Source organism: Brevundimonas sp. TWP2-1 (genome assembly GCF_049897645.1).
In the GTDB taxonomy this organism is placed as follows: Bacteria; Pseudomonadota; Alphaproteobacteria; order Caulobacterales; family Caulobacteraceae; genus Brevundimonas.
This window is the reverse complement of sequence record NZ_JAFCWR010000002.1, coordinates 137,871-162,718: the sequence shown is the minus strand read 5'-3', so window position 1 is coordinate 162,718 and position 24,848 is coordinate 137,871. Positions and strand designations below refer to the sequence as shown.

The following is a 24,848-nucleotide window of genomic DNA, read 5'->3' as shown; positions in this document are numbered from 1 at the left end:
CAGCTCTGCGGCGCGTTTTTCTTTGCCTGTCAGCTTGCCGGCGCGGCGCTCAGTCGCTCCATCAGGGCGCGCAACTGGTCCGACGAATAGGGTTTGCGCAGCAGCGGCCAGGTCGTGTCGGCCAGCACCGCATCCACATCCTCGCCGACATAGCCCGAGGTCAAGGCGATCCGCAGTTCGGGCCATTGGACCGCGGCTGTGCGCGCCAGCTCCACCCCGCTCATGCCGCCGGGCATGACCACATCGGTCAGCATCACGTCGAAGCGGTCGGCGTGCAGGAACTTCAGCGCGTCGTCGCCATTCTCGGCCCAGTCGACCTCAAGCCCGAAACCTTCTAGGATTTCCAGCGCCACGGCGGCGACGCCGGGATCGTCCTCGACCAGCAACATCCGCCCGCCCTCGGCCAGGGGCGCGTCGTCTCCCGACGCCGCGACCGGCGCGGCGACCGCATCCTCGGCGGACAGGGGCGGCAGATAGAGGCAGATTTCGGCTCCCTGTCCCGGCTCGGATTCAATATGGACGCCGCCGCCCGACTGGCGCGCGAATCCATAGACCTGGCTCAGGCCCAGGCCCGTGCCTTTGCCGACGCCCTTGGTGGTGAAGAAGGGTTCGAACACCCGATCACGGATCTCGGGCGACATGCCTTCGCCATTGTCGGACACGGCGATGCAGACATAGTCGCCGGGCGGCAGCTCTGCGACATGCCCGGCCTCGACGGTGTAGGCCCGCGTCTGAACCGTGATCCGCGCATGACGGCTCTCGGCCCCCGTCACGTCGCCCAGGGCGTCGCGGGCGTTGACGATCAGGTTCAGCAGCGCGGCCTCGAACTGGGCCGGGTCCACATTGGCGCATGCGCCGCCGCGTTTCAGCTTCACCTTGAAATCGACCGCCTCTCCGACGGCGCGCCGCAACAGGGGCTCGCTCTCGCGGATCAGGGCGTTTAGGTCGATCGGCTCGGGCCTCAAGGCCTGGCGCCGCGAGAAGGCCAGCAGCTGGTGCGTCAGGCTCTCGCCACGCCGCGCCGCCGCCAGGGCCGCCTCGCCCAGCTTCTTGCGCTTGGCCGGATCGTCGCTGCGCAGGATGATGTCCAGGGCGCCGATGACCACGGTCAGCAGGTTGTTGAAATCGTGCGCCACCCCGCCGGTCAGCCGCCCGACCGCCTCCATCCGCTGGGCGTGAACCAGCTGGGCCTCGGCCTGGGCCTTGTCGATCAGGGCTTCGTCCACGCGTTCGGCCAGCAGTTCGTTGATCCGTTTCAGATCGTCCTCGGCGCGCTTGGCGTCGGTCACGTCCAGGCAGGCGCCGACATAGCCCTGGAACTGGCCAGAGGCGTCGAAGCGCGGCACGCCCTCGTTGCGCAGCCAGCGCAAGCCGAGCAGCGGGTGGTTGACCCGCGTCAGGGCCTCGAACCGATCTCTGGCCTCGAAGGCCCGCATGAAGGCGGCGACGAAGACGCCCTCGTCGTCCGGGTGGATCAGGGTGCGCCAGCTGTCGGGCAAATGGCCGTCGGCCTCGACCCCGAAGAAGGTGCGATAGCGCCTGTTGGCGAACACCATCTGGGCGGCGTCGTCGCTCATCCAGATCAGGGCCGGCGCGCTGTCGGCGACGATGCGGAAGCGATTTTCCGATTCTTCCAGCCTGGCCTGGGCCGCACGCATGTCGGTCACGTCGAAGGCCACGCCGACGAAGCCCACCACTTCGGACCCGTTCAGCCGGGGGCGCGAGAAAGACTTCAGCCAGCGCCACTCGCCGTCGTGACGCCGATAGCGGGCCTCCATCGAGAACGGCTCGCGGGTCGCTTCGCCCGCCACGGACTCCGCCAGAATACGGGCCTGGTCGTCAGGGTGCAGCGCCTCGCGCCAGTCCAGGGTGCGGACCGTCTCATAGTCCGCGCCATAGAAGTCGACATAGGCCTGGTTGACGAAGGCGCGGGTGCGGTCCTGCTGCGTGACCCAGATCAGGACCGGGGCCGTGTCTGCGATGGCGCGAAAGCGTTGCTCGCTCTCGCGGGTCTCGTTCTCGGCGCGGGCGCGCTCGACCTCGGCCCAGGTCCGGGCGGCGACCTCCTCGACCAGGGCGACCTGCGCCTCGGTCCAGCGACGCGGGGTCGCGGAATGGACATAGAGGAAGGCGCGCAGCCGTCCCGTGCGAATCAGTGGCGCGCGGATCAGCGCGCGGGTCTCGATGGCGTCAAAGGCGTCGGCGAAGGCGGCTGTGCGCGCGTCCTGGCGAATATCCTCGATCTGGATCGTGCGGCCTTCGGTGAGGTCCGTAATCAAGTCTTCGCCGAAGGCGTTCAGGCTGAACTGCCCCTGGGCGCTAGCGACGCCGGCGGTCCAGTCGCGGCTCATGGAGACGATGCCCGCCGCCTGATCCACCTCGCCATAGCCGACCCGGTCGGCGTCCAGCAGGGCGCCCAGGGCGCTTTCGACATCGGCCATGATCTCTTCGGGATCGGTCAGGTCACGCAGCCGGTCGCTGAGGTCCAGAAGGAAGGCCTGACGACGCTCGGCCCGCGCCGCCGTATCCAGCGCCTCGCGCGTCTCCGTCACGTCGAACGAAATCCCGGCATAACCCAGGAAGACGCCCTGGCCGTCGAAGCGCGGGCGGACAATGGCCCGCATCCAGCGCCAGACGCCGTCCGGTCCTTTGATCCGCGCCTCCATCTCGAAGGGCTGTCGATCCGCAGCCCCCGCATTTTCCGCAGCCTTGACGGTCTCAAGATCGTCGGGATGCACCGACGACTTCCAGCCGCCTTCGCGCAGTTTTTCCACGCTCAGGCCGTGCAGGGCGAAGACCGCCGCATTGACGAATTCGAACTCGCCGTTCGCGTCCAGTAGCCAGATCGGCGAGGGGGCCGTGTCGGCCAGCAGTCGGAACCGCGTCTCGCTTTCGCTCAGTCGCGAAATGGCGCTGCGCAACGAGGCGCCTACGGCGGAGATGAACAGACCGACGAGCACGAAATTCCAGGTCGCCGCGCCGCCGATGGCGTTCAGGATGCCGTCTCGGCCGGTGGCCGTCATGGCGACGATCGCCCAACCGCCCCCTGTGCAGACAGCCAGGGCGGCGAGTGCGCCGGTCCAACCGCCCGCAAGCGCCGCCAGGGTGACGGCCGGCAGCAGGATGGTGAAGCCTGTCACCTCGCCATACAGCGGAGAGGCGGCCGCTCGGACGACCAAACCCAGCAGGGCGATGCCGACCCCGATCAGCACGCGACGCAGCGGCGACATCGTCGGCAGGCGCGCCAAGTCGACAAGCCAGCGATCCATGCCCGCGATACGCCGTTTCGATACGCCTGCGCTCATACCGTCGGTTTGCCCCATCAGCGTCGCGTTTGCGAAGCTGGAACGTAGCTTTACACCTTGCGTTTCGGGCGACCACCCCCGTTGCGCAGCGGGGTCGCCGTAACGACGGTCGCCGGATCGCCGGAAAATGGCCTATAAGTCCGAATAGATGCGGTTTCAGCGAGAGGCGATTACGCCGATCGCGGCTGTGGACGGTGAATGACCTTGTTGCCCTGGAAGACGATGTGGACGGCGCTGCGGCGTTCGGCGGCGGCCTTGCCCGCGGCCGGCGCGGTGCTGGGCGTCGCCATGGCCGCCGGGTCGAGCGTGCGCCCGGACGTGGACCGCACGGCCGAGGCCGTGTCGCGCATTACCGGCGGCGATCTGGGCGAGGGCGGGCTGAACGCGATCAAGGGCCGTCTGACCCCGTCGCAACTGGCCCTGGCCATGCGGCACGATCCCAACCTGCTGCAGCCGGCCCTGTATGGACTGACGCCCGGCTGGGAAAGCCTGACCCTGGCGGGCAAGCCGGGTCTGGAGCCTGGCAAGAGCGGGTTGGAGGCCCAGCGTCTGAACGCCGCCCTGGCGCCCGCGTCCGGCGCGCTGCGTCCCGCCCTGCCGTTCGTGTTCAAGGGCAGCGCCGACGATCGTCGTCGGGCTCTGCGCTGCCTGACCCAGGCCGTCTACTTCGAGGCGGCGCTGGAGCCGGACAGCGGCCAGGCCGGCGTGGCCCAGGTGGTGCTGAACCGGGTGCGCGATCCCAACTACGCCAACACCGTCTGCGGCGTGGTGTTCGAGGGCGCCGAGCGGACGACGGGCTGCCAGTTCAGCTTCACCTGCGACGGTTCGCTGGCTCAGGCGCCAGTCGGCTGGGCCTGGGATCGGGCGCGCAAGGTCGCGGAAAAGGCGCTGAACGGCGAGGTCGCCCAGCAGGTCGGCACCGCCACCCATTATCACGCCGACTATGTGCATCCCTGGTGGGCGCCGACGGTGGCCAAGGTGACGCAGATCGGCGCGCACATCTTCTATCGCTGGAAGGGCGTCTATGGCGAAACCGCCGCCTTCCGCAAAGTCTACAACGGCCGCGAGCCGGTCATCGACGAGGCGCGCTTCTCGCGGCCCCGCATGACCATCGCAGCCGGCGCCGCGACCGGCGGTCCCGACCCGGACGCCCCGGCCAAGGACGCGCCCCTGCGCACCGTCGAGGTTGATGGTCAGCAGCGGGTCGTCGGCGTCGTCAGCCTTGGCGGACGCCGCCTGCCGACCCGCGACGAGGTCGCCGCCATCAACGCCCGCCTGACCGCCCTGGAGCGGCCCGCAGCCGCGCCCAGGCCCGCCGCGCCCGCGCCGGAGGGCGTCGCGACCATGGACGTCGAAGAAGGCGGTCGACCCGCGAACTGAAATCCCGCATTGCAACGCTTTGACCGGTCTGGGCATTTATGCTCGTGCCCGGACATCTCCGGCCCGACGAGGACGCCTGCTTGACCCACCCCGAAGTCGAATGTCCTAGGTGGGACGAGGCTGACCGTCTGAGAGCGCTCAAACAATACGGGGTGCTGGACACGACGCCGGAGGCGTCGTTCGACGACATCGCAAACCTCGCCGCGCGCCTCTGCGACGCGCCCATGGCTGCCGTCAGTCTGGTTGATGCCCAGCGTCAGTGGTTCAAGGCCGAGGTCGGGCTGGGCGTGCGCGAGACGCCGCGCCCCCTGTCCTTCTGCGCCCACGCCATGCTCGCCGACGCCGCCATGGTGGTGACGGATGCGCTGGAGGATCCGCGCTTCGCCGACAACGCCCTGGTCACCGGCCCGCCCCACATCCGCTTCTACGCTGGCCATCCGCTGAAGACGTCCGACGGCGTGTCGCTGGGTGCGCTGTGCGTGCTCGACGACAAGCCGCGCCCCGAAGGCCTGACCGAGCTTCAGACCATGGCCCTGAAAACCCTGGCCGATCAGGTCATGACCCAGCTGGAGCTGCGTCGCGCCCTGCTGGACCGGGATCGCAGCCGCGACACCGCGCGTCTGGCGATGGAGGCCTCGGCCTATGTCGGCGCCTGGGACTGGGACATCGCCCAGAACCGCGTCGTCGCCGACGAACGCTTCGCCCGGATGTATGGCGTGGACGCCGCCGCGGCGCGCGACGGTGTGCCCATCGAGGTCTTCACCGCCAGCGTTCACCCAGACGATGCGGTGCGTGTCGGCGAGGAGATCGAGCGCGCCAAGTCCGGGGACGGCGTCTTTCTCAGCGAATACCGGCTGGTGGCCAAGGGCGACGTGCGCTGGGTGCTGGCTAGGGGACATGCCTATTTCGACCGTTCGGGCGAGGCCATCCGTCTGCCCGGCATCGCCGTGGACATCACCGAGCGCAAACAGATCGAGACGGATCTCGCCGAGACGGCCCGGGCGCTGAGCGAGAGCGAGACCCGGTTCCGCGTCCTGGCCGACGCCATGCCGCAGATGGTCTGGTCGACCCAGCCGGACGGATTCCACGACTACTACAACGCCCGCTGGTACGAGTTCACGGGCGTGCCCGCAGGCTCCACGGACGGCGAGGGCTGGAACGACATGTTCCATACGGACGATCAGGAGCGGGCCTGGGCGGCCTGGCGGCACTCGCTGGAGACAGGCGAACCTTACGAGATCGAATACCGGTTGAAGCACCACAGCGGCGTCTATCGCTGGACCCTGGGACGGGCGGTGGCGATCCGCGACGAGGACGGAGAGATCACGCGCTGGTTTGGCACCTGCACCGATATCGATGAGCTGAAGAGGCTTGAACAGGGCCGCGAACTGATCAGCCAGGAGCTGAGCCACCGGATCAAGAACATCTTCGCGGTGATCACGGCGTTGGTCGCCCTGTCGGCGCGTCAGTATCCCGAGGCCAAGGCCTTCTCCGCCTCTTTGCGCACCCGCATCGCCGCCTTGGCCCGGGCGCACGAGTTCGTGCGTCCGCACACCGAGACGTCCAAGCCGACGGTCGGCGCGACGACCCTGCATTCCTTCCTGTCGGACCTGTTCAAGGCCTATGCCGACGAGACGGGCGCGCCGCGCGTCAGGATCACGGGAGACGACGCCGTGTTCGACGATCAGGCCGCGACCTCCGTCGCCCTGCTGTTCCACGAACTGGCGACCAATGCCGCTAAATACGGCGCTCTGTCGGAGAAGGGGGGCGTGGTCTCGCTTGTCACTGTTCGTGACGAAGACCGGTTCGTCCTGACCTGGGGCGAAAGCGGCGGCCCGACCATCCAGGGCGAGCCTTCGCGCACCGGTTTCGGCTCCTCGCTGGCGACGTTGTCGGTCCAGGGCCAGTTGGGCGGTCGGCTGGAACGCGAATGGCGACCGGAGGGTTTGAAGGTCGTCGTCGATCTGCCGGCGACGGCGCTCTCGCGCCGCAGGGCGGCGAGCGGTGTCAGAAATTAGCCTTATGTTGAAACCTATCGGGCCAACCTGCGTTGTGTACGTTCCCGAGCACAAGCATCACCTATGACCGCGCGTATCCTCATCATCGAAGACGAAGCTCTGGTCGCCATGGAGCTGCGCTTCGTTCTGGAAGATCTGGGACATGAAGTCCTGGGTGTCGCCGCGACCGCAAAGGCCGCGCTCGACCTGGTGCGCGAGAACGACGTGGACCTTGCTCTGGTCGATATCCACCTGTCCGACGGCCCCACGGGCATCAACCTGGGTCGCGAGTTGGGCCAGGACATGGGCGTGTCGGTCCTCTTCATGACGGCCAACCCCGGCATGGTGCGTGACGGCGTCGCCGGCACCATCGGCGTCCTGTCAAAGCCCACAGACGAACATGCGGTCCAGAGGGCCGTGGACTATGCCCTGCGTCGCCGTCAGGGCGGGCCGGTCGAATACGCGCCGCCCGGCCTTCAACTCTTCGCCTGACCGCTTCCAAGGCGGTTGCGGTCGCCGCGATGCGGCATATGTCGAGGGCTCCCCCACAGGAGACCTCCCCCATGACGACCCTGACCAAACGCAAGCTCGGCTCCAGCGGCCTGGACATCGCTCCCCTGGTGTTCGGCGGCAACGTCTTCGGCTGGACGGCCGACGAGCCGACGTCGTTCGCCCTGTTGGATGGGTTCGTCGAGGCCGGGTTAGACGCCATCGACACCGCCGACGCCTATTCGCGCTGGGTTCCGGGCCATTCGGGCGGCGAGAGCGAAGTCATCATCGGCAAATGGCTGAAGGCGCGCGGGCGGCGCGACGACGTCAAGATCCTGACCAAGGTCGGCTCGGACATGGGCCAGGGTCACAACGACCTGTCGCCGGCCTGGATCGAGACGGCGGTCGAGGCGTCGCTGCGCCGGCTCCAGACGGACTATATCGACCTGTACCAGACCCACTGGCCCGACCCGAAGACGCCGCAGGAAGAGACGCTGCGCACGCTCGACAAGCTGGTGAAGGCCGGCAAGGTCCGGGCCATCGGCACGTCGAACCATTCGGCCGAACAGGTCAGCGAGGCTCTGGCGATCTCGGAACGCGAAGGCTTGGCCGCCTATGCGACCATCCAGCCGCACTACAACCTCTACAGCCGCAACACGTTCGAGGGCGGGTTGCAGGACCTGGCGATCGAGAAGGGGCTGGGCGTCATCACCTATTTCAGCCTGGAAAGCGGCTTCCTGACCGGCAAGTACAAGACCGTCGATCAGATCGCCGGGACCAAGCGCGAGGGGATGCTGAAGGACAAGTTCGACGAGCGCGGCGTGCGCATCCTGGCCGTGCTGGACGCCGTAGCCCAGAAGAACGAGGCGACCTCCGCCCAGGTCGCCCTGGCCTGGCTGCTGGCCCAGCCGGGCGTGACCGCGCCCATCGTCAGCGCCACCTCGACCGAGCAATTGGCCGACACGCTGAAGGCGGCGACCCTGACGCTGTCGGACGAGGATGTGGCGGAGCTGACGGAGGCGAGCGCCTACTGATACCGAAGGATCGGGGTCACCAGACCCCGATCTTCTCAGCCTCGGCATGGCTGATGGGGTTGTGGGCTTTGGCGTGGTCTTCTTCGGCCAGGAAGCGGCTGACTTCCAGGGCGGCCATGCAGCCCATGCCGGCGGCGGTGACGGCCTGGCGATAGACGTCGTCGGTCACGTCGCCGGCGGCCCAGACGCCCTCGATCTCGGTCGAGGCGGTGCCGGGCTTGACCCGCAGATAGCCGCCTGAATTGGTCTCCAGCTGACCCTTGAACAGTTCCGACGACGGGGCGTGGCCAATGGCGATGAAGACGCCGTCAGCGGGGATTTCCTGCGTCGAGCCGTCCTGGACGTTCTTCAGGCGCACGCCGGTGACGTTCTTGGCCATGCCGTCGACGACGCCGACGATCTCCTCAATGGCCGAGTTCCAGATCACCTCGACCTTGGGGTGGGCGAACAGGCGGTCCTGAAGGATCTTCTCGGCGCGGAACTCGTCACGGCGGTGAACAACGGTGACCTTGGAGGCGAAATTGGTCAGGAACAGCGCCTCTTCGACGGCGGTGTTGCCGCCGCCGACCACGACCACTTCCTTGCCGCGATAGAAGAAGCCGTCGCAGGTGGCGCAGGCGGAGACGCCGAAGCCCTGGTAGGCGGCCTCGCTCTCCAGGCCCAGCCACTTTGCCTGGGCGCCGGTGGAGATGATGATGGTCTCGGCCAGGATTTCGTCGCCGCCGTCCAGCTTGAGCTTGAACGGGCGCTGCGACAGGTCGGCGGAGACGACGATGTCGTGGATGACTTCCGTGCCGACGTGCAGGGCCTGGGCCTGCATCTGCTCCATCAGCCAGGGGCCCTGGATGGTGTCGGCGAAGCCGGGATAGTTCTCGACGTCGGTGGTGATGGTCAGCTGGCCGCCGGGCTGGATGCCGGCGATGACGACGGGATTCAACGAGGCGCGGGCGGCGTAGATGGCGGCGGTCCAGCCGGCGGGGCCGGAACCGATGATGGCGACGCGAACGGTACGAGCTTGGGTCATGGCCCCTATTTAGGGGCTGATTCCCGTTTGCGCGATGCTAGTCTCGTCTGACGAGAAAGGGAGATGGGGATGACCAACAAGGGCGCGGCCTTTTTGCCGATCGGGATCGGCGTGGGGGTGTCGATCGGGGTGGCGCTGGGCGCCGCGATGGACAATATCGGCCTGGGTCTCGCCTTGGGCACGGCCATCGGATCGGGCTTGGGCGTGGCGCTGATGGGCGCGGCAAACGCCAAGGCCAAGCCCGCCAAGAAAGGCGACGGGTCGGACGGCGGCGGCACGGTGGTCCCGTCGTCGGACACACATCATCAGGGCGGCCATGACGGAGGCTCGGACGGTGGCGGGGATGGCGGCGGCGGGGGCGACTAAACGCCACTGCATATTTTTTGAGTGCACTTTAGTGCAGATTTTTGCGAGCAATTCTTAAAGCGCCTCCCTGGCCGTGGATCGACCCTAGGTCACACCTGCGTCAGGATCGGACGTTGGTGAAGGCGCTGATGTCTTCTTTCGTCATCCTCCGGCAAGCCGCTTGCGGCGCAGACCGGGGGACCCAGCGGCGCCGAAGGCGATGCGTCCGCTGCGAACTGTTGGACATCTGCTCCGCGACAGGTTCGCGCTCACGCGCGCCGCTGGGTCCCCCGGCCGCTGCGCGCCGGAGGATGATGAAGGAAAAAGTCAGCGCGCCCGCATCGCTTCCAGCACCGCGCGCGCCGCGCGGTCGGTTTCAGCCAGAGGGTCGTATGTCCAGCTGTCCAGCGTGCCGTCAAAGGGCTGCGTTGCGCCGCGTGATTGCAGGTCGTCGTGCAGGCGGGCGAACTTGTCGCCGGATTTCAGCGGCATCATCGGCAGGATGTGGACCGGCTTGCCGGTCGAGGCGGCCTCGGCGGCCATGTTGGCGCTGTCCTCGGTGACGAGGATGTGGTCGGCGAAATGCAGGAAGCCGAACAGGGGGTTGTCGCCCGTTCCGTCCCAGATCCAGCCGGGCAGGTCCGACAGGCGGGCGGTCATGGCCGTCTTGGCCGCGTCGGGCGTCCGGCGCGAGAAGGTCAGCATCAGCGAGCCGCCCGACGCCCGCACAGCGTCCGCGATCTGATCACCCAAATCCGCCGCATGGGCCTCGGGCAGGTCGAAGGCCCTGGACTTGCCGCCGATCAGCACGGCGACGCGCGGGTGGGGCAGGGGGGCGATCCGGTCGGCGAAGGCGGGCGCAGCCTCGGCGATCCGCTGGGGCGTGATGCGGTGGGGCGAGCCGGTGATCTCGAAGACATTGTCGCGCGACAGTTCGTCATGGGCGGGGGCCACGATCAGGTCGTAGCGATCATTGGCCCAGCGGGGATCCTGGGTCTGGACGACGAAGGTCTTGCCGCCGCTCCAGGCCTTGACGCGGGTCGAGAGGGGAAGAGTGGCTCGGCCTGTGGCGATCCACAGATCAGGCCACGGCTCTGTCAGCGGCGCGGACGCCAGCATGGCCGGGGTCTTCAACGCCGAAGGCAGGCGGTCGAACAGCGGCCGCCAGCGGATGTGTTTGATCGCGATCTCGGCTGGGGTCAGGCGCTGAACGGCCTCGGCGAGGCCCAGCGCCTGATTCTCGATGCCGGCGCGGCCGTCGGAAACGACCCAGATGGAGAGGGGGCGCGTCATCTGCTCTCCCTCCCCCTGCGGGGGAGGGTGGCCGAGCGTAGCGAGGTCGGGTGGGGAGGGCATAGCGAAACCCCACGGACCTTACGTGTTTCAGACAGTGCGTCCCTGCCGGGCCGCCCCCACCCCGTCGCTGCGCGACGACCCTCCCCGGAGCGGGGAGGGAGAAGGTCGTGCGAAGTTTGGCTTACTTCCACTCGACCTTGAGGATTTCGTAGGCCTTGACGCCGCCGGGGGTGTTGACCTCGACGACGTCGCCGACCTCCTTGGAGATCATGGCGCGGGCGATGGGCGAGGCGATGGAGACCTTGCCCTTCTTCACGTCGGCTTCGTGTTCGCCGACGATCTGATAGCGGGCCTCGTCCTCGGTGTCCTCGTCGACCACGGTGACCGTGGCGCCGAACTTGACCTGGCTGCCTGACAGTTTCGACACGTCGATAACCTGGGCGCGGCTGATCTTGTCCTCGATGTCCGCGATCTGGCCTTCGATCCAACCCTGCCGCTCCTTGGCGGCATGGTATTCGGCGTTTTCAGACAGGTCGCCATGTTCGCGGGCCTCGGAGATGGCCGCGATGACGCTCGGCCTTTCGACCGACTTCAATTGCTTCAGTTGATCGTCGAGGACACGGTAGCCCTCGCCCGTCATCGGCACTTTTTCCATTGGTGTCGTGATTTTTCTGGTTCGCCCGGAGACTGGAAAGACGCAAAGTAAGCATACAAAAGGCCGCGGGGCGGGCGCGGCCGGGCATCAATATTAGGGTTTCCCGCTCAAGATTTCAAGAGCGGGAAACCGAGCCGATGAAAACATCAGGCTCGCGCGGGCGGTTCGGACTTGGGATCGCGGCGCAGGACGCCCTTGATCAGGCTGTAGGCCAACCAGGCGACGGCCGCGAGACCAGCCAGCATGAACAGGCCCGAGACAAGGGCGGCTCCTGCAGCCATGAAGGCCAGGATGAAGGCGACGGCCGCTGCAAGTCCGGCCACGATCTGAATGGTTTGAAGGCGCATGGCCTATCAACGTGCTGGGCGACGCCGGGTTGCGTCGCCCCCGATCACGATCCGATCACGCGTAACTGTAGGGGCCGCCGCGTTCCAAGGCGCGCTGATAGGCGGGGCGGGCGTGGATGCGGGCCAGGAAGGCTTTCAGGCGGGGTTTCGTCGCGGCGTCGAATGCGCGGTCGGCGCCGGCCTCGACGGGGAAGCTCATCATGATGTCGGCGGCAGTGAACTGATCGCCCGCGAACCATTCGCACCGGCCCAGTTCGTCCTCCCAGAAGCCGACGTGGGTCTTGAGCTGGGGATCGACGAAACTGGTCAGGGCCTTGTTCGCGATGCTCTTGACCAGCGGCTTCAGCAGAGCCGGCGCGCGGCGTGGCAGCATGCCGAACACCAGTTTCAGCAGCAGGGGCGGCATGGCCGAGCCTTCGGCATAGTGTAGCCAATAGGTGAAGCGACGACCGTCCTCGGTCCCCACCGCCGGCCGCAGCCGTCCCTGGCCGTAGGTGTCGAGCAGATATTCGACGATGGCCCCGGTCTCGGCGACCTTGACGCCGCCGTCCTCGATCACCGGCGACTTGCCCAGGGGGTGGATGGCCAGCAGTTCGGGCGGGGCCAGACGGTTGCCGGCGTTCCGCTCATAGCGAACGACCTCATAGTCCAGGCCCAGCTCTTCCAGCAGCCACAGGACGCGCTGCGAACGGCTGTCGTTTAGGTGATGGACTTTGATCATGGGTCGGCTCCAGGCGGCGAGGCGTGACTATTCGCATCGCCGCCCCAGAAGTCGAGGGGCAAGTCGAGCGCTAGCGCGGGCGACGACCACTCCACCGCGCGCGGGGCTCGGGCGCGGGCCTCGGCGTGACCTGAGGCTTGGCGCCTTCGCGACGGTTGCGCCAGACCTCATAGGCCAGGGTGGCCAGGGCGAGCTTGCCGGCATGGCGACCGGCGACGCGCCGGCCGCCCTTGGACAGCAGCAGGCCGCCGAGCATGGGAACGAGTTTGTGCAGACGGGACATGATTGATCTCCTTTGGCGGCTTAACGCGCCGTCTGGCGTCGCGGTTCGCCCTGCGACGACATGAACTGAAGATGGCCGACAGAAGGTTTGGCGCGCGCGCCGCGAAAAGCGGTGCTAGCTCTGGTTTATGAGCCAATCTCGCATCGCCGCCTTCTTCACCTCTTTGAGCTTTTTCGTCATCGCCGCCCTGGTCGCGGGCGTGGTTGTCGGAGCCCTGGCGCAGGGGACGCAGGCGTCGTGGCTGACCGGCTCGCTGGGGGTGGTCGAAAGCCTGGGCCAGGTCTGGCTGAATGCGCTGCGCATGACGGTCATTCCCCTGGTGTTCAGCCTGCTGGTCACCGGCATCGTCTCCATCGCCGATGCGGCCGCGACGGGGCGGATCGCCGTGCGGTCGCTGGTGGTGTTCGGCGTGCTGCTGGTCGGGGCGACGGTCTATGCGATCCTGGCGGGGCTGGGCCTGCTGGCGGTCTGGCCTATCGATCCGGAGGCGGGCAGGGGGCTGCTGGCGGGGGTGACGACCGAGTCTCTGACGACTGTGGGCGAGGCGGCGCGGACGGACGGCCTGCGCGCCTTTCTGGCTAGTTTGGCGCCGGCGAATGTGATCAAGGCGGCGGCGGACGACGGGGTGTTGGCGGTCGTGGTCTTCGCCGTCGCCTTCGGTTTCGCCGCGACCCGGATCAAGACGGAGCTGCGCCGCCCCCTGGCGGGCTTCTTCGAAGCGGTGGCCGAGACCATGGTGGTGATCGTCCACTGGGTGCTGCTGGCCGCGCCGTTCGGCGTGTTCGCCCTGGCGTTGGGCGTCGGTTTGCGGGCCGGGCTGGGGGTGGCGGGGACGCTGGCCCACTATGTCGCCATCGTCTGCCTGAGCCAGATCGGCCTGATCCTGATCATCTATGTCGTCGCCATCGTCTGGGGACGGATTTCGCTGGCCCGGTTCGCCCGCGCCGTGGCCCCGGCCCAGGTCGTCGCCGTCTCGACCCAGTCGTCGCTGGCCAGCCTGCCGGTCATGATCGAGCGGGCCCGCGACTGGCTGGGCGTGCCCCAGACCTCGGCGGGCCTGGTCCTGCCGCTGGCGGTGGCGGTGTTCCGCATCACCAGCCCGGTCGCGAACCTGGCGGTCTGCCTCTATGTGGCGCAGCTGCACGGGGTCGAACTGAGCCTGGGGGTGCTGATCGCCGGGGGGCTGACGGCCATCGCCGTGTCCATCGCCTCGGTCGGCCTGCCGGGCCAAGTCAGCTTCTTCGCCGCCATCGGCCCCATCTGCCTGGCCATGGGCCTGCCGCTGGGCGTCCTGCCCCTGCTGCTGGCGGTGGAGGTCATCCCCGACATCTTCCGCACCGTCGGCAACGTCACCGCCGACCTGGCCGCGACCCGGATCGTGGCGGGCGAGGACGGGGAAGAAGAGGCGGGGTGAAGGTCGGTTCCTCTGAGAACGAACACACTCTAGGGTGTGGCGAGGACACGGGGCGCATCATTGGATATCGACACCTTCATTGAGCGCTGGAGCGCCGCGCGGGGCGGGGCCGAGCGCGCCAACTATCAGATGTTCCTGACGGAACTGTGCGAAGCGCTGGATCTCCCGCGTCCTGATCCGGCCAGCGACGACACCCGCACCAACGACTATGTTTTCGAGCGAGGCGTGAAGCGGCGCGAGTCCGAAGGCCTGGCCTCGACGCTGCGGATCGATTTGTACAAGCGCGGCTGCTTCATCCTGGAGGCCAAACAGTCGCGGGCGGCGCATCGCGACGACGGCCAGGGCGCGCTGTTCAAGGCGGACGAAACCGCCTCGACCGCCGCGTCCCAAGGCAAGTGGGACGTGCTGATGCGCAACGCCCGGCGTCAGGCCGAGGACTATGTCTTCCGCCTGCCGGCCGACCACGCCGCCCCGCCCTTCATCATCGTCTGCGACGTCGGCTATGTGTTCGAGGTCTATGCCGACTTCTCGGGCAGCGGCCGGGCCTATTCGCACTTCCCCGACCGCAAGGGCTTCCGGGTTCGGCTGGAGGATCTGCGCGACGAGAAGATCGTCAAACGGCTGAAGGCGATCTGGACCGAGCCCCTGTCGCTGGACCCGACCCGCGAGTCGGCCCGCGTCACCCGCCAGATCGCCGAGCGGCTGGCCGAGGTGTCGAAACGGCTGGAGAAGAAGCATCCGGCGGAAGAGGTCGCCCATTTCCTGATGCGGTGCATCTTCACCATGTTCGCCGAGGACGTGGACCTGTTGCCGCGCGGGCGGTTCACCGCCCTGCTGAAGGACCAGCTGGACCATCCCGAGAGCTTCGCGCCGATGCTCCAGGCCCTGTGGAAGAGCATGGACGCGCCAGAGTACGAGAGCCGCTTCTATGCCGGCTTCGGTCTGCATCTGCGCCATTTCAACGGCAGCCTGTTCAAGAACGCCAAGGCCTTCCCCCTGGGTCGCGAGGAGATCGGCGAACTGCTGGCCGCATCCAGCCACGACTGGCGCTATGTGGAGCCGGCCATCTTCGGCACCCTGGTCGAGCAGGCGCTAGAGCCGGGCGAGCGGCGCAAGCTGGGCGCCCACTACACCCCCCGTTCCTATGTCGAGCGGCTGGTCGAGGTGACGGTGATGGAGCCGTTGCGCGGCGACTGGAACGCCGCCTTGGTCAAGGCCGGGGACGCGCGCGAACGGGGCGAGCACAAGGAGGCGGTGGCGGCCGTCCGCGCCTTCCATCATCAGCTTTGCACGACCCGCGTGCTGGACCCGGCCTGCGGCACCGGAAACTTCCTCTATGTCTCGCTGGAGCTGATGAAGCGGCTGGAGGGCGAGGTGCTGGAGGCCCTGGCCGAGCTGGGCGAGACCGAGGGCATCGGCTTCGAGACCGTCGATCCGCACCAGTTCCTGGGCATCGAACTGAACGTCCGCGCCGCCGCCATCGCCGAGCTGGTGCTGTGGATCGGCTATCTGCAACAGCATTACCGCAACAGCGTCGAACACCCCGCCGAACCGATCCTGAAGGCCTTCGGCAATATCCAGCAGAAGGACGCGGTCCTGACCTGGGACGGCTATCCCGAATACCAGTTCGACATGAGGGACGGGGTTGCGGTCCAAGTCTATCCGAACGCGCGGCGGCCGGACTGGCCGACGGCGGAGTTCATCGTGGGGAATCCGCCGTTTATCGGGGGAGCGATGCTTCGTTCACGAATGATGCCGGGCTACGCCGAGGCGCTGTGGAAGGCGCACAAAGACATGAACGAGAGTGCCGACTTTGTCATGTATTGGTGGGAACGCGCGGCGGAACTACTGACGCGAAAAAAAACGCGCTTGGGCCGGTTCGGCTTCGTCACCACCAACTCGATCAGCCAAGTGTTCCAGCGTCGTGTGATTGAGCGGCACCTTACCGCGAAGGCACCGATATCGATCATCTTCGCCGTGCCCGACCATCCGTGGACCAAGGCGACAAAAGATAGCGCAGCCGTGCGCATCGCTATGACAGTCGCGCGCATTGGAGCGTTTAATGGTCAGCTTAGAGAGGTCGTTTCGGAAGCCAGCTTGGATAGCGACAATCCTGCGCTGACGTTCGTCGAGCGCGAAGGACGCATCAATTCGGATTTGACGGTGGGGTCCGCTGTCTCCTCGCTCGAAGGCCTCGCCGCCAACGAAGGGATCGCCCACAAAGGAATGCAACTGAACGGTCAAGGCTTCGTGTTGACCGCTTCGGAGCGTGACCACTTGATCGCAACGGATGGTGGAGCCAGTGCTCAGATTATTCGTCCGTATGTAAACGGACGCGACCTCTCTCAACGCAACCAAAATCGCTTCGTCATCGACACATTCGGGCTGTCTGATCGAGATCTGCGAACTCGAATGCCGCAAACATTTTCGCGGCTTTTTGAGCTCGTGAAGCCCGAGCGAGACGCCGGTAGAGAGCCCAGCCGAAAGCGCTTTTGGTGGTTACATGGTCGAACGCACCGCTCCCAGAGAGACGCCGTCGCTGGCCTGGACCGCTACATCGCCACAACTAGAACTGCAAAGCACAGGCTCTTTCAGTTCCTCGACGTCGATACCGTGGCAGAGAGCAAGGTCATTCTCATTGCCTTGTCGAATGCTGATCGACTTACGGTGCTGAGTAGCCGCATCCATACCACATATGCATTCAGCACAGGCGGTTGGTTGGGGGTCGGGAACGACCATACCTACAACCATTCAGAGTGCTTCGATCCCTTCCCTTTCCCCGACCCATCCGACGCCATCCGGACCACCCTCCGCGACCTCGGAGAGGAACTCGACGCCACCCGCAAGACGGTCCAGGCCGAGCATCCGGACCTGACCCTGACCGGCCTCTATAATGTGCTGGAGAAGATTCGCGCCGGGACGCCGCTGGACGCCAAGGATCAGGACGTCAAGGAACGCGGCCGGGTGCTGATCCTCAAGGATCTGCACGATCAGATCGACCGGGCGACCGCCGACGCCTATGGCTGGCCCCACGACCTGAGCGACGAACAGATTTTGGAACGGCTGGTCGCCCTGAACGCCGAACGCGCGGCGGAAGAGGCCGCCGGCCACGTGCGCTGGCTGCGGCCCGACTATCAGATTCCGCGCTTCGCCAAGGGCGCCGCCGCCAAGTCCGGTCAACTGGACCTGGGCGAGACGGTCGTCGCCATCGACAAGAGCCTGCCGGTCTTCCCCAAGGACAAGGGCGAACAGGCCATGGCCATCCACGCCGTGCTGGAGGCGGCGAACGGTCCGATGGACGCCGCCGCCGTGTCGCGCGCCTTCAAGGGCGGCGGCAAGAAGATCGAACAGCGGGTGGTCCAGGCCCTGTCCACCCTGGTCCGCTACGGCTGGATCAGCGCCCTGCCGGGCGGAACCTACGCCGCGCGTCGGGCGGCCTGACGGTCGGTCATAGGGCGAACCGGAGGGGCGTCTGCACGCCCCTCCGGTCCGTGATCAGGCGTAGTCCTGGATCGGTCGGACATCCAGGTCGCCGGCCTTGATGGCGCCGATGGCCTGGGCCGCCGCCAGGGCGCCGGCGGTGGTGGTGTAGTAGGGGATCTTCATCATCAGGGCCGTGCGGCGCAGGGAGAAGCTGTCCTGCAGCGACTGTTTGCCCGAGGTGGTGTTGAAGACCAGGTGGACCTCGCCGTTCTTCATGGCGTCCACGATATGCGGGCGGCCTTCCAGCACCTTCTTGACCAGGCCGATCTCCAGCCCCTGTTCGACCAGGTAGCTGTGGGTGCCGCCGGTGGCGATCAGGGTGAAGCCTTCGGCCAGAAGCGTGCGGGCTGCATCGACGATGAAGGCCTTGTCCTCGTCCTTGACCGAGATGAAGGCGCAGCCCGAGGTCGGCAGGGTGACGCCGCCGCCGATCTGGGACTTGGCGAAGGCGCGGGCGAAGGCGGGGGCCATGTCGGCCTCGCCCTCACGCTTCCAGTCCAGGCCCATGACCTCGCCGGTCGAGCGCATTTCCGGACCCAGGATCGTGTCGACCCCGGCGAAGCGGGCGAAGGGGAAGACCGCTTCCTTGACCGCGATATGGTCGTAGGGCTTGTCGGTCAGGCCGAAGGATTTCAGCGGCACGCCGGCCATGACCTTGGCGGCGATCGAGGCGATCGGCTGGCCGATGGTCTTGGCCACGAAGGGCGCCGTGCGGCTGGCGCGCGGGTTGACCTCCAGCACGAAGATGCGGGGTTCGGCGCTGTGCGGCTCTTCGATGGCGAACTGGACGTTCATCAGGCCGCGGACCTTCAGGGCCTTGGCCATTTCGGTGGTCTGGCGCTTCAGCTCGGCCACCGTCTCGGCCGACAGGGACCAGGGCGGCATGGAGCAGGCGCTGTCGCCCGAGTGGACGCCGGCTTCCTCGATATGTTCCAGCACGCCGGCGACGAAGACGGTCTCGTCGTCGCACAGGGCGTCCACATCCACCTCGGTGGCGCGGTTCAGATAGTGGTCGATCAGGACGGGGTCCGAGCCCGAGACGCGCATGGCCTCGTGGACGTAGCGGTCCAGCTGCTCGCGGTCGTGGACGATCATCATGCCGCGGCCGCCCAGTACGTAGGAGGGGCGCAGCACGACGGGATAGCCGACCTCTTCCGCCTTTTGCGCGGCTTCTTCGGCGCTGCGGGCCAGGCCGTTGGGCGGCTGGCGCAGGCCGATGCCTTCCAGCATTTGCTGGAAGCGTTCGCGGTCCTCGGCCAGGTCGATGGAGTCGACGGACGTGCCCAGCACCGGGATGCCGTCCTCCTGCAGGGCGTGGGCCAGCTTCAGCGGGGTCTGGCCGCCGAACTGGACGACGCAGCCGATCAGGTCGCCGTTCGAGCGCTCGACCTCGATCAGCTCCAGCACGTCCTCGGCCGTCAGCGGCTCGAAATACAGGCGGTCGGAGGTGTCGTAGTCGGTCGAGACGGTCTCGGGGTTGCAGTTGACCATGATCGACTCGACGCCGATGTCGGCGAAGGCGAAGGCCGCGTGGCAGCAGCAGTAGTCGAACTCGATCCCCTGGCCGATCCGGTTCGGACCGCCGCCCAGGATGATGGCCTTCTTCCTGTTCGTCGGCTCGGACTCGCACTCGGGGATCTGGCCCAGGGCGCCGGTCTCATAGGTCGAATACATATAGGCGGTGGCGCTGGCGAACTCGGCCGCGCAGGTGTCGATCCGCTTGAAGACGGGGCGGACGTTCAGGCCGCGACGGGCGGTGCGGACGGCTTTTTCGGTCGCGCCGGTCAGCTGAGCCAGGCGGGCGTCGGCGAAGCCCTTGGCCTTCAGGCGGCGGAACTCGGTCGGGTCGGTCGGCAGGCCCTTGACCCGGATATGGCCTTCCTCGCGCACGATGTCGGCGATCTGGCGCAGGAACCAGGGCTCATAGGAACAGGCGGCGTTGACCTCTTCCACCGTCAGGCCGTGGCGGAAGGCCTGGGCGATGACGCGGATACGGTCGGGCGTGGGCACGCCCAGGGCGCGGACCACGGCGGCGCGGGCGGCGCCGGCGTCTTCGACATCGGCGACGCCTTCGATCTCGATCTCGTCGAAGCCGGACAGGCCGGTCTCAAGCCCGCGAAGGGCTTTCTGCATCGATTCCTGGAAGGTGCGGCCGATCGCCATGACCTCGCCCACCGACTTCATCGAGGTGCCCAGCAAGGGCTCCGAGCCCGGATATTTCTCGAAGGCGAAGCGCGGGATCTTGGTGACGACATAGTCGATTGACGGCTCGAAGCTGGCCGGCGTGACCTGGGTGATGTCGTTGGTCAGTTCGTCCAGAGTGTAGCCGACCGCCAGACGCGCCGCGACCTTGGCGATGGGGAAGCCGGTGGCCTTGGACGCCAGGGCGGACGAGCGCGACACGCGCGGGTTCATCTCGATCACCACCATGCGGCCGTCGGCCGGATTGATGGCCCACTGGACGTTCGATCCGCCGGTCTCGACGCCGATCTCGCGCAGGACGTTGATCGAGCCGGTCCGCATCCGCTGATATTCCTTGTCGGTCAGCGTCAGGGCGGGGGCGACGGTGATGGAGTCGCCCGTGTGGACGCCCATCGGGTCGATGTTCTCGATCGAGCAGATGATGATGCAGTTGTCCGCCGTGTCGCGGACGACCTCCATCTCGTATTCCTTCCAGCCCAGCACCGATTCCTCGATCAGGACCTCGGTGGTCGGCGACAGGTCGAGGCCGCGCAGGACGATCTCCTCGAACTCCTCGCGGTTGAAGGCGATGCCGCCGCCGGTGCCGGCCAGGGTGAAGGACGGGCGGACGACGGCGGGCAGGCCGACGAACTCCAGTCCTTCCAGCGCCTCTTCCATCGAGTGGGCGGCCTTGGAGCGGGGGCTTTCAAGGCCCAGCTTGTCCATGGCGTCGCGGAATTTCTGGCGATCCTCGGCCTTGTCGATGACGTCGGCTTTCGCTCCGATCATCTCGACGCCGTATTTCTTCAGCGCGCCCGAGGCGTCCAGCGCCAGGGCCGTGTTCAGCGCGGTCTGGCCGCCCATGGTCGGCAGAAGCGCGTCGGGGCGTTCCTTGGCGATGATTTTCTCGACCATCTCGGGCGTGATCGGCTCGATATAGGTGGCGTCGGCCACCTCGGGGTCCGTCATGATGGTGGCGGGGTTCGAGTTGACCAGGATGACCCGGTACCCTTCCGCCTTCAGCGCCTTGCAGGCCTGGACGCCGGAATAGTCGAACTCGCACGCCTGGCCGATGACGATCGGGCCGGCGCCGATGATGAGGATGGATTGGATGTCTGTGCGCTTGGGCATCGCCAGCTCTTCTTCTTATTGAACGCTAATGGGTCACGACCGCGCAGTCCCAGCCGTCGTAGTCCAGCTGAAACGCTGCGGCCCAGGTCTGCATCATGGCGGAGGTCGCGGCGAACGACGCCTCGTCCACCGCCATGGTGGTCTCAAGTGTGGTGGAATCGTCGGCGCCGCCGGTCAGGAAGCCGGCGCGACGCGCGACCTCGTTCAGGTCGCCGTGGTCGCCTTCGCCATAGAAGTAGAATCGCGTGTGACGCGGGGTCACGCCGCTGTCGCCCTGTTCGGCCAGCGCCGCGCGCACCATGGCGTCGCGTTCGTCATGACTGATGTCCGAGGCGTCCAAGGGGCTGCGTCGTCCTTCGTTCTCTACGCGCGCGAGAAGTCCCCGCAGAGCCTGGCCCTGCGACGCTCACGTCTGCTTGTCGGTTAAGCGGCCCGTTTAGAGAGGGAGGGGCGAGGGGGCAACCGGAAACGTCCCATCAGCGCAAATCGAAGCGCGCGAGGATGGCCAGGGATGAATGACGCTGCCGGTTAATCTTCGCCTCAAGATGAATCCGGGACAGGTGGATTTTGTCACCTTCGTGTTGCAGGTAGAACACATTTCAGACTTGGTTGCGTCGAGGCTTTGGTCCTAATGTGGTTTCTCTAGGAAGTTACATCAGCGATATGCAGTGAGCTGGTTGTTGCTCCCGCATAATCTCGAGGGATTTCAGCTTGAAGTATCAACGTTCTCGGTTGTTGGCGGGCAGCATGCTTTCCGCTGTGGGTCTCATGGCCGCCCTTCCGGCCGCCGCGCAGCAAACGCCGCCGCCCGTTGAAGGCGAGCAGCCCGCTGAATCGGCGACAGAGGTCGGCGAAATCGTGGTGACGGGTTCGCGCATTCCCCGCAACGAGTTCACCAGCGCATCGCCCGTCCAGGTGCTGACGTCCGAGCGCGCCGAGCAGCGCGGCATCAGCGATACGGCTCAGTTCCTTCAGTCGTCCACCTTGGCGGCGGGCTCGCCCCAGGTGAACTCGGCTATTTCCAGCGCCTTCGTTACAGATGGCGGTCCGGGCGCCGCGACGATCTCGTTGCGCGGCCTGGGCGCCAACCGTACTCTGGTTCTGCTGAATGGCCGTCGTGCAGGCCCCGCAGGCACACGCGGCGGCGTGTCGTCCTTTGACCTGAACGTCATCCCGCAGTCCGCCATCAACCGCATCGACATCCTGAAGGACGGCGCCTCGTCGATCTACGGCTCCGACGCCGTCGCCGGCGTGGTCAACCTGATCACCGACCAGAACCGTGATGGCGGCGAGATGTCCGTCTTCGCCACAGCGCCGTTCGAGGGCGGTGGCGAGCAATTCAATATCTCTGGATCCTTCGGCAAAAAGTTTGATCGTGGCCACGTCAACTTTTCGGCGGACTATTATCGCCAGGAAGCCCTGCGCGCCGGCGACCGCGACTATCTGATCTGCACCAACCAGTATGTTTTCGAGCCGGGCACGCGTAACCGGGCGGATCGTATCGATCCGCGCACCGGCCAGCCGCAATGCACGGATACGCCCTGGGGTCAGGTTTACGTCTATGGCGATGACTTCTCGGGTCGCCCCGGTCGCTACCAGTTCGACTATGACGGCAACTTGGGTCAGTACATTCCGACGCGGCCAACCGATCCCGCGATCGCGTCTCAATATGCCAACGCACCCGCCGGCTTCTATCTGGTCAACTACGACACGCCCTCACGGGCGGTGACGAACAACCTGCCGGACTTCGCCAGAGAAGCGTCCATCATTCCTGAGGTCGATCGTTACACCGCCTTTATCGAAGGGGCGTATGAACTCGGCAGCGCCGAAATCTATGGCGAGTTCCTGCTGAACCGCCGCGAGAGCCGCACCGACGGGTTCCGCCAGTTCTGGAACTACACTTACACCGCTGATTTCTTCGACTATATTTACGGTCCGGGATCGGGCGGCGACCCCGTAACAGGCTTTACCGGCCCGAATCTTCTCAGCGCTACGCCGATCACCGACCACTTCGACCAATCGCAGCGCGTTGACTATATGCGTGGTGTCGCCGGTATTCGTGGCGACCTCAGCGTGGGGCCGCTTAAGAACTGGAAGTGGGATGTGTTCGTCCAGTACAGCCGCTCGGACGGTGATTACACCTCCGACGTCATCCTTCAGGACGCAGTGGACTCGACCAGCTTCAAGACATCAAGCTGTGTCGGGTCGAATTTGCCGATCAGCGGGCGTCCATGCATCGACGTCGATTTCACCGATCCAGACTTCCTGGCAGGTCGCCTGACGGACGAAGAGCGCGCTTTCCTGTTCGACACTGAGACGGGCAACACCCTTTACGAACAGACTTATATCGAAGGCTTCATCGGGGGTGACCTGATGGAACTGCCTGCGGGTCCGCTCGGCCTCGCGCTGGGCTTCCATATTCGTCGTGACGAGATCAACGACACGCCGGGCGCAGTCACACTGGCGGACAACAGCTGGGGCCTTTCCGGCTCGGGCATCACCGCAGGCTCGGACGAGACCCGCGAAGTCTATGCCGAATTGGCGGTGCCGCTTCTGAAGAATGTGCCGTTTGCGCGTGAACTCGATCTGTCTCTCTCAAGCCGCTACACCGACACCAAGACGTCGGGCAGCGCCACCACCTACAAGGTCGGGCTGAACTGGGAGCTGATGGACGGCATCAGGTTCCGCGCATCGCACGGCACCTCGTTCCGCGCGCCTGCGCTGTTCGAACTTTATCTGGCCGATCAGACTAGCTTCCTGGCGCAACGCTCCATCGACCCCTGCTTGAACCTGGACAACAGGCTCGCGGACGGTTCCGTCTCGCAGCAGGTCTATAACAATTGCACCAGCGCCGCGGGGCCGGGCGGCGGGGTCGATGGGGCTTACGCAGGTGCGCCGTCTTCGGCGACAATTGTGACCGGCGGCGGTCTGGGCGTTCTGGAGCCTGAAACCTCCAAGGCCACGGTTCTGGGTGTGGTCCTCACGCCGCCCAACAGCGGTCTGAGCCTGGCGGTGGATTACTTCGAAATCGAGATCAAGGACGAGGTTCGTAACCTTGGCGCGGCGGGCATTCTCAATGCCTGCTACACCTCCGACAACTTCCCGACCGATCCGATCTGCAACCAGTTCGATCGCGACGTGAACTCCAGCGGCATCATTCAGGTGCGCGATTCGTATCTGAACGTCGCCGAACAAACCAACCGCGGACTGGACTTCACTGTTCGCTACATCACCGACACGCCGTGGGGTGAGCTGACGCTTGACAGCCAGACAACCTGGACTTTGGAAGACCGGACCGCGTTGTTCGAGGATGCACCGGTCAATCCGCTGGGCCGCATCGGCAATCCGGAACTGGTCGGCAATATCAACGCCAGCCTGGCGCATGGTCCGTGGACCGCGTTCTGGGGCTTTGACTGGATCGGAAACCAGGACAGCCGCTTCGACTACATCGACGACAACGGCGACTTGTTCGAAACCATCGATGGTCGTCGGGTCGAGGTGAAGGCTGTGGCTGAGTTCACCAGCTTCCACAGCGTCTCGTTGAGCTACGACAGCGACAACGGCTGGCGGGTCAGCGGCGGCGTGTCGAACGTGTTCGACGAGTTGCCGCCGGCGGCGAGTTCGTTCGCCACGACCGTTCAGGGCAACTCGGTCTTCGGGTCGCAGTACACCGAAGCCTTCTATGGTCGTCGGGGCTTCCTTCGGGTGAGCAAGACCTTCTAAGGTCGCAATCCGGCAAAGACGTCACGGGGCGGCGGAGCGA

The 24,848-nt window shown here is 66.2% G+C and carries 17 protein-coding genes; 8 read left to right on the top strand and 9 right to left on the bottom strand.

The window, feature by feature from the left end:
• Nucleotides 1-29: 29 nt before the first annotated feature.
• A complete protein-coding gene (locus ACP7BH_RS11030; protein WP_425985132.1) occupies nucleotides 30-3,269 on the bottom strand; it encodes a PAS domain S-box protein in 3,240 nt (1,079 codons plus the stop codon).
• Between the two features lie 234 nt (nucleotides 3,270-3,503).
• Between ACP7BH_RS11030 and ACP7BH_RS11025 the strand changes: the two genes are divergently transcribed.
• From ACP7BH_RS11025 to ACP7BH_RS11010, 4 genes are all read left to right on the top strand, one after another.
• On the top strand, nucleotides 3,504-4,685 hold the full coding sequence (locus ACP7BH_RS11025) for a cell wall hydrolase (RefSeq protein ID WP_425985130.1): 1,182 nt from the start codon (nucleotides 3,504-3,506) through the stop codon (nucleotides 4,683-4,685).
• Between the two features lie 80 nt (nucleotides 4,686-4,765).
• The gene (locus ACP7BH_RS11020; protein WP_425985128.1) at nucleotides 4,766-6,703 is read left to right on the top strand and encodes a PAS domain-containing protein; all 1,938 of its coding nucleotides are present in this window, start codon (nucleotides 4,766-4,768) and stop codon (nucleotides 6,701-6,703) included.
• Between the two features lie 27 nt (nucleotides 6,704-6,730).
• Nucleotides 6,731-7,174, top strand: coding sequence for a response regulator (locus ACP7BH_RS11015; RefSeq protein WP_425987063.1), 444 nt, complete (start codon nucleotides 6,731-6,733; stop codon nucleotides 7,172-7,174).
• A gap of 71 nt (nucleotides 7,175-7,245) precedes the next feature.
• Nucleotides 7,246-8,205 (top strand): aldo/keto reductase, encoded by a 960-nt coding sequence (locus ACP7BH_RS11010; RefSeq protein WP_425985125.1) that lies wholly within the window; start codon nucleotides 7,246-7,248, stop codon nucleotides 8,203-8,205.
• Nucleotides 8,206-8,221: 16 nt separating this feature from the next.
• On the opposite strand, the gene trxB is transcribed toward ACP7BH_RS11010, so the two are convergent.
• Nucleotides 8,222-9,229 (bottom strand): thioredoxin-disulfide reductase, encoded by a 1,008-nt coding sequence (trxB, locus tag ACP7BH_RS11005; RefSeq protein ID WP_425985123.1) that lies wholly within the window; start codon nucleotides 9,227-9,229, stop codon nucleotides 8,222-8,224.
• 69 nt (nucleotides 9,230-9,298) lie between these two features.
• Here trxB and ACP7BH_RS11000 point away from each other — a divergent pair, with 69 nt between their 5' ends.
• Complete coding sequence (locus tag ACP7BH_RS11000; RefSeq protein ID WP_425985122.1) at nucleotides 9,299-9,595, top strand: hypothetical protein; 297 nt, start codon at nucleotides 9,299-9,301, stop codon at nucleotides 9,593-9,595.
• Nucleotides 9,596-9,901: 306 nt separating this feature from the next.
• Here ACP7BH_RS11000 and ACP7BH_RS10995 read toward each other — a convergent pair whose 3' ends face one another.
• The 5 genes from ACP7BH_RS10995 to ACP7BH_RS10975 form a co-directional block, all read right to left on the bottom strand.
• The gene (locus tag ACP7BH_RS10995; protein WP_425985120.1) at nucleotides 9,902-10,867 is read right to left on the bottom strand and encodes a mitochondrial fission ELM1 family protein; all 966 of its coding nucleotides are present in this window, start codon (nucleotides 10,865-10,867) and stop codon (nucleotides 9,902-9,904) included.
• 184 nt (nucleotides 10,868-11,051) lie between these two features.
• A complete protein-coding gene (gene greA, locus ACP7BH_RS10990; protein ID WP_346494833.1) occupies nucleotides 11,052-11,525 on the bottom strand; it encodes a transcription elongation factor GreA in 474 nt (157 codons plus the stop codon).
• Between the two features lie 146 nt (nucleotides 11,526-11,671).
• Nucleotides 11,672-11,872, bottom strand: coding sequence for a hypothetical protein (locus tag ACP7BH_RS10985; protein WP_346494834.1), 201 nt, complete (start codon nucleotides 11,870-11,872; stop codon nucleotides 11,672-11,674).
• 55 nt (nucleotides 11,873-11,927) lie between these two features.
• Nucleotides 11,928-12,593: a glutathione S-transferase family protein gene (locus ACP7BH_RS10980; protein WP_425985118.1), complete on the bottom strand. Its 666-nt coding sequence runs from the start codon at nucleotides 12,591-12,593 to the stop codon at nucleotides 11,928-11,930.
• A 70-nt stretch (nucleotides 12,594-12,663) separates the two neighbouring features.
• Complete coding sequence (locus tag ACP7BH_RS10975) at nucleotides 12,664-12,876, bottom strand: cysteine protease (protein WP_409713582.1); 213 nt, start codon at nucleotides 12,874-12,876, stop codon at nucleotides 12,664-12,666.
• Nucleotides 12,877-13,003: 127 nt separating this feature from the next.
• Between ACP7BH_RS10975 and ACP7BH_RS10970 the strand changes: the two genes are divergently transcribed.
• Both ACP7BH_RS10970 and ACP7BH_RS10965 read left to right on the top strand, forming a co-directional pair.
• Entirely contained in the window at nucleotides 13,004-14,290 is a 1,287-nt protein-coding gene (locus ACP7BH_RS10970; protein WP_425985116.1) for a dicarboxylate/amino acid:cation symporter, read from the top strand.
• A gap of 60 nt (nucleotides 14,291-14,350) precedes the next feature.
• Nucleotides 14,351-17,731, top strand: a complete 3,381-nt coding sequence (locus ACP7BH_RS10965; RefSeq protein ID WP_425985114.1) for a class I SAM-dependent DNA methyltransferase — start codon at nucleotides 14,351-14,353, stop codon at nucleotides 17,729-17,731.
• Nucleotides 17,732-17,785: 54 nt separating this feature from the next.
• Here ACP7BH_RS10965 and carB read toward each other — a convergent pair whose 3' ends face one another.
• Both carB and ACP7BH_RS10955 read right to left on the bottom strand, forming a co-directional pair.
• A complete protein-coding gene (gene carB / locus ACP7BH_RS10960; protein WP_425985111.1) occupies nucleotides 17,786-21,085 on the bottom strand; it encodes a carbamoyl-phosphate synthase large subunit in 3,300 nt (1,099 codons plus the stop codon).
• Nucleotides 21,086-21,110: 25 nt separating this feature from the next.
• Nucleotides 21,111-21,425, bottom strand: coding sequence for a hypothetical protein (locus tag ACP7BH_RS10955; protein WP_236547491.1), 315 nt, complete (start codon nucleotides 21,423-21,425; stop codon nucleotides 21,111-21,113).
• 407 nt (nucleotides 21,426-21,832) lie between these two features.
• Here ACP7BH_RS10955 and ACP7BH_RS10950 point away from each other — a divergent pair, with 407 nt between their 5' ends.
• A complete protein-coding gene (locus tag ACP7BH_RS10950) occupies nucleotides 21,833-24,808 on the top strand; it encodes a TonB-dependent receptor domain-containing protein (protein WP_425985109.1) in 2,976 nt (991 codons plus the stop codon).
• Nucleotides 24,809-24,848 lie beyond the last annotated feature (40 nt).

Bases quoted from the DNA above. Each gene is read 5' to 3' on its own strand.
- ACP7BH_RS10950 (WP_425985109.1), top strand. From the start codon at position 21,833: ATGCTTTCCGCTGTGGGTCTCATGGCCGCCCTTCCGGCCGCCGCGCAG.
- ACP7BH_RS10985 (WP_346494834.1), bottom strand. From the start codon at position 11,872: ATGCGCCTTCAAACCATTCAGATCGTGGCCGGACTTGCAGCGGCCGTC.
- ACP7BH_RS11010 (WP_425985125.1), top strand. From the start codon at position 7,246: ATGACGACCCTGACCAAACGCAAGCTCGGCTCCAGCGGCCTGGACATC.
- ACP7BH_RS10995 (WP_425985120.1), bottom strand. From the start codon at position 10,867: ATGACGCGCCCCCTCTCCATCTGGGTCGTTTCCGACGGCCGCGCCGGC.
- ACP7BH_RS11030 (WP_425985132.1), bottom strand. From the start codon at position 3,269: ATGGATCGCTGGCTTGTCGACTTGGCGCGCCTGCCGACGATGTCGCCG.
- carB (WP_425985111.1), bottom strand. From the start codon at position 21,085: ATGCCCAAGCGCACAGACATCCAATCCATCCTCATCATCGGCGCCGGC.
- ACP7BH_RS11000 (WP_425985122.1), top strand. From the start codon at position 9,299: ATGACCAACAAGGGCGCGGCCTTTTTGCCGATCGGGATCGGCGTGGGG.
- ACP7BH_RS10975 (WP_409713582.1), bottom strand. From the start codon at position 12,876: ATGTCCCGTCTGCACAAACTCGTTCCCATGCTCGGCGGCCTGCTGCTG.
- trxB (WP_425985123.1), bottom strand. From the start codon at position 9,229: ATGACCCAAGCTCGTACCGTTCGCGTCGCCATCATCGGTTCCGGCCCC.
- greA (WP_346494833.1), bottom strand. From the start codon at position 11,525: ATGGAAAAAGTGCCGATGACGGGCGAGGGCTACCGTGTCCTCGACGAT.
- ACP7BH_RS10980 (WP_425985118.1), bottom strand. From the start codon at position 12,593: ATGATCAAAGTCCATCACCTAAACGACAGCCGTTCGCAGCGCGTCCTG.
- ACP7BH_RS10970 (WP_425985116.1), top strand. From the start codon at position 13,004: ATGAGCCAATCTCGCATCGCCGCCTTCTTCACCTCTTTGAGCTTTTTC.
- ACP7BH_RS11025 (WP_425985130.1), top strand. From the start codon at position 3,504: ATGACCTTGTTGCCCTGGAAGACGATGTGGACGGCGCTGCGGCGTTCG.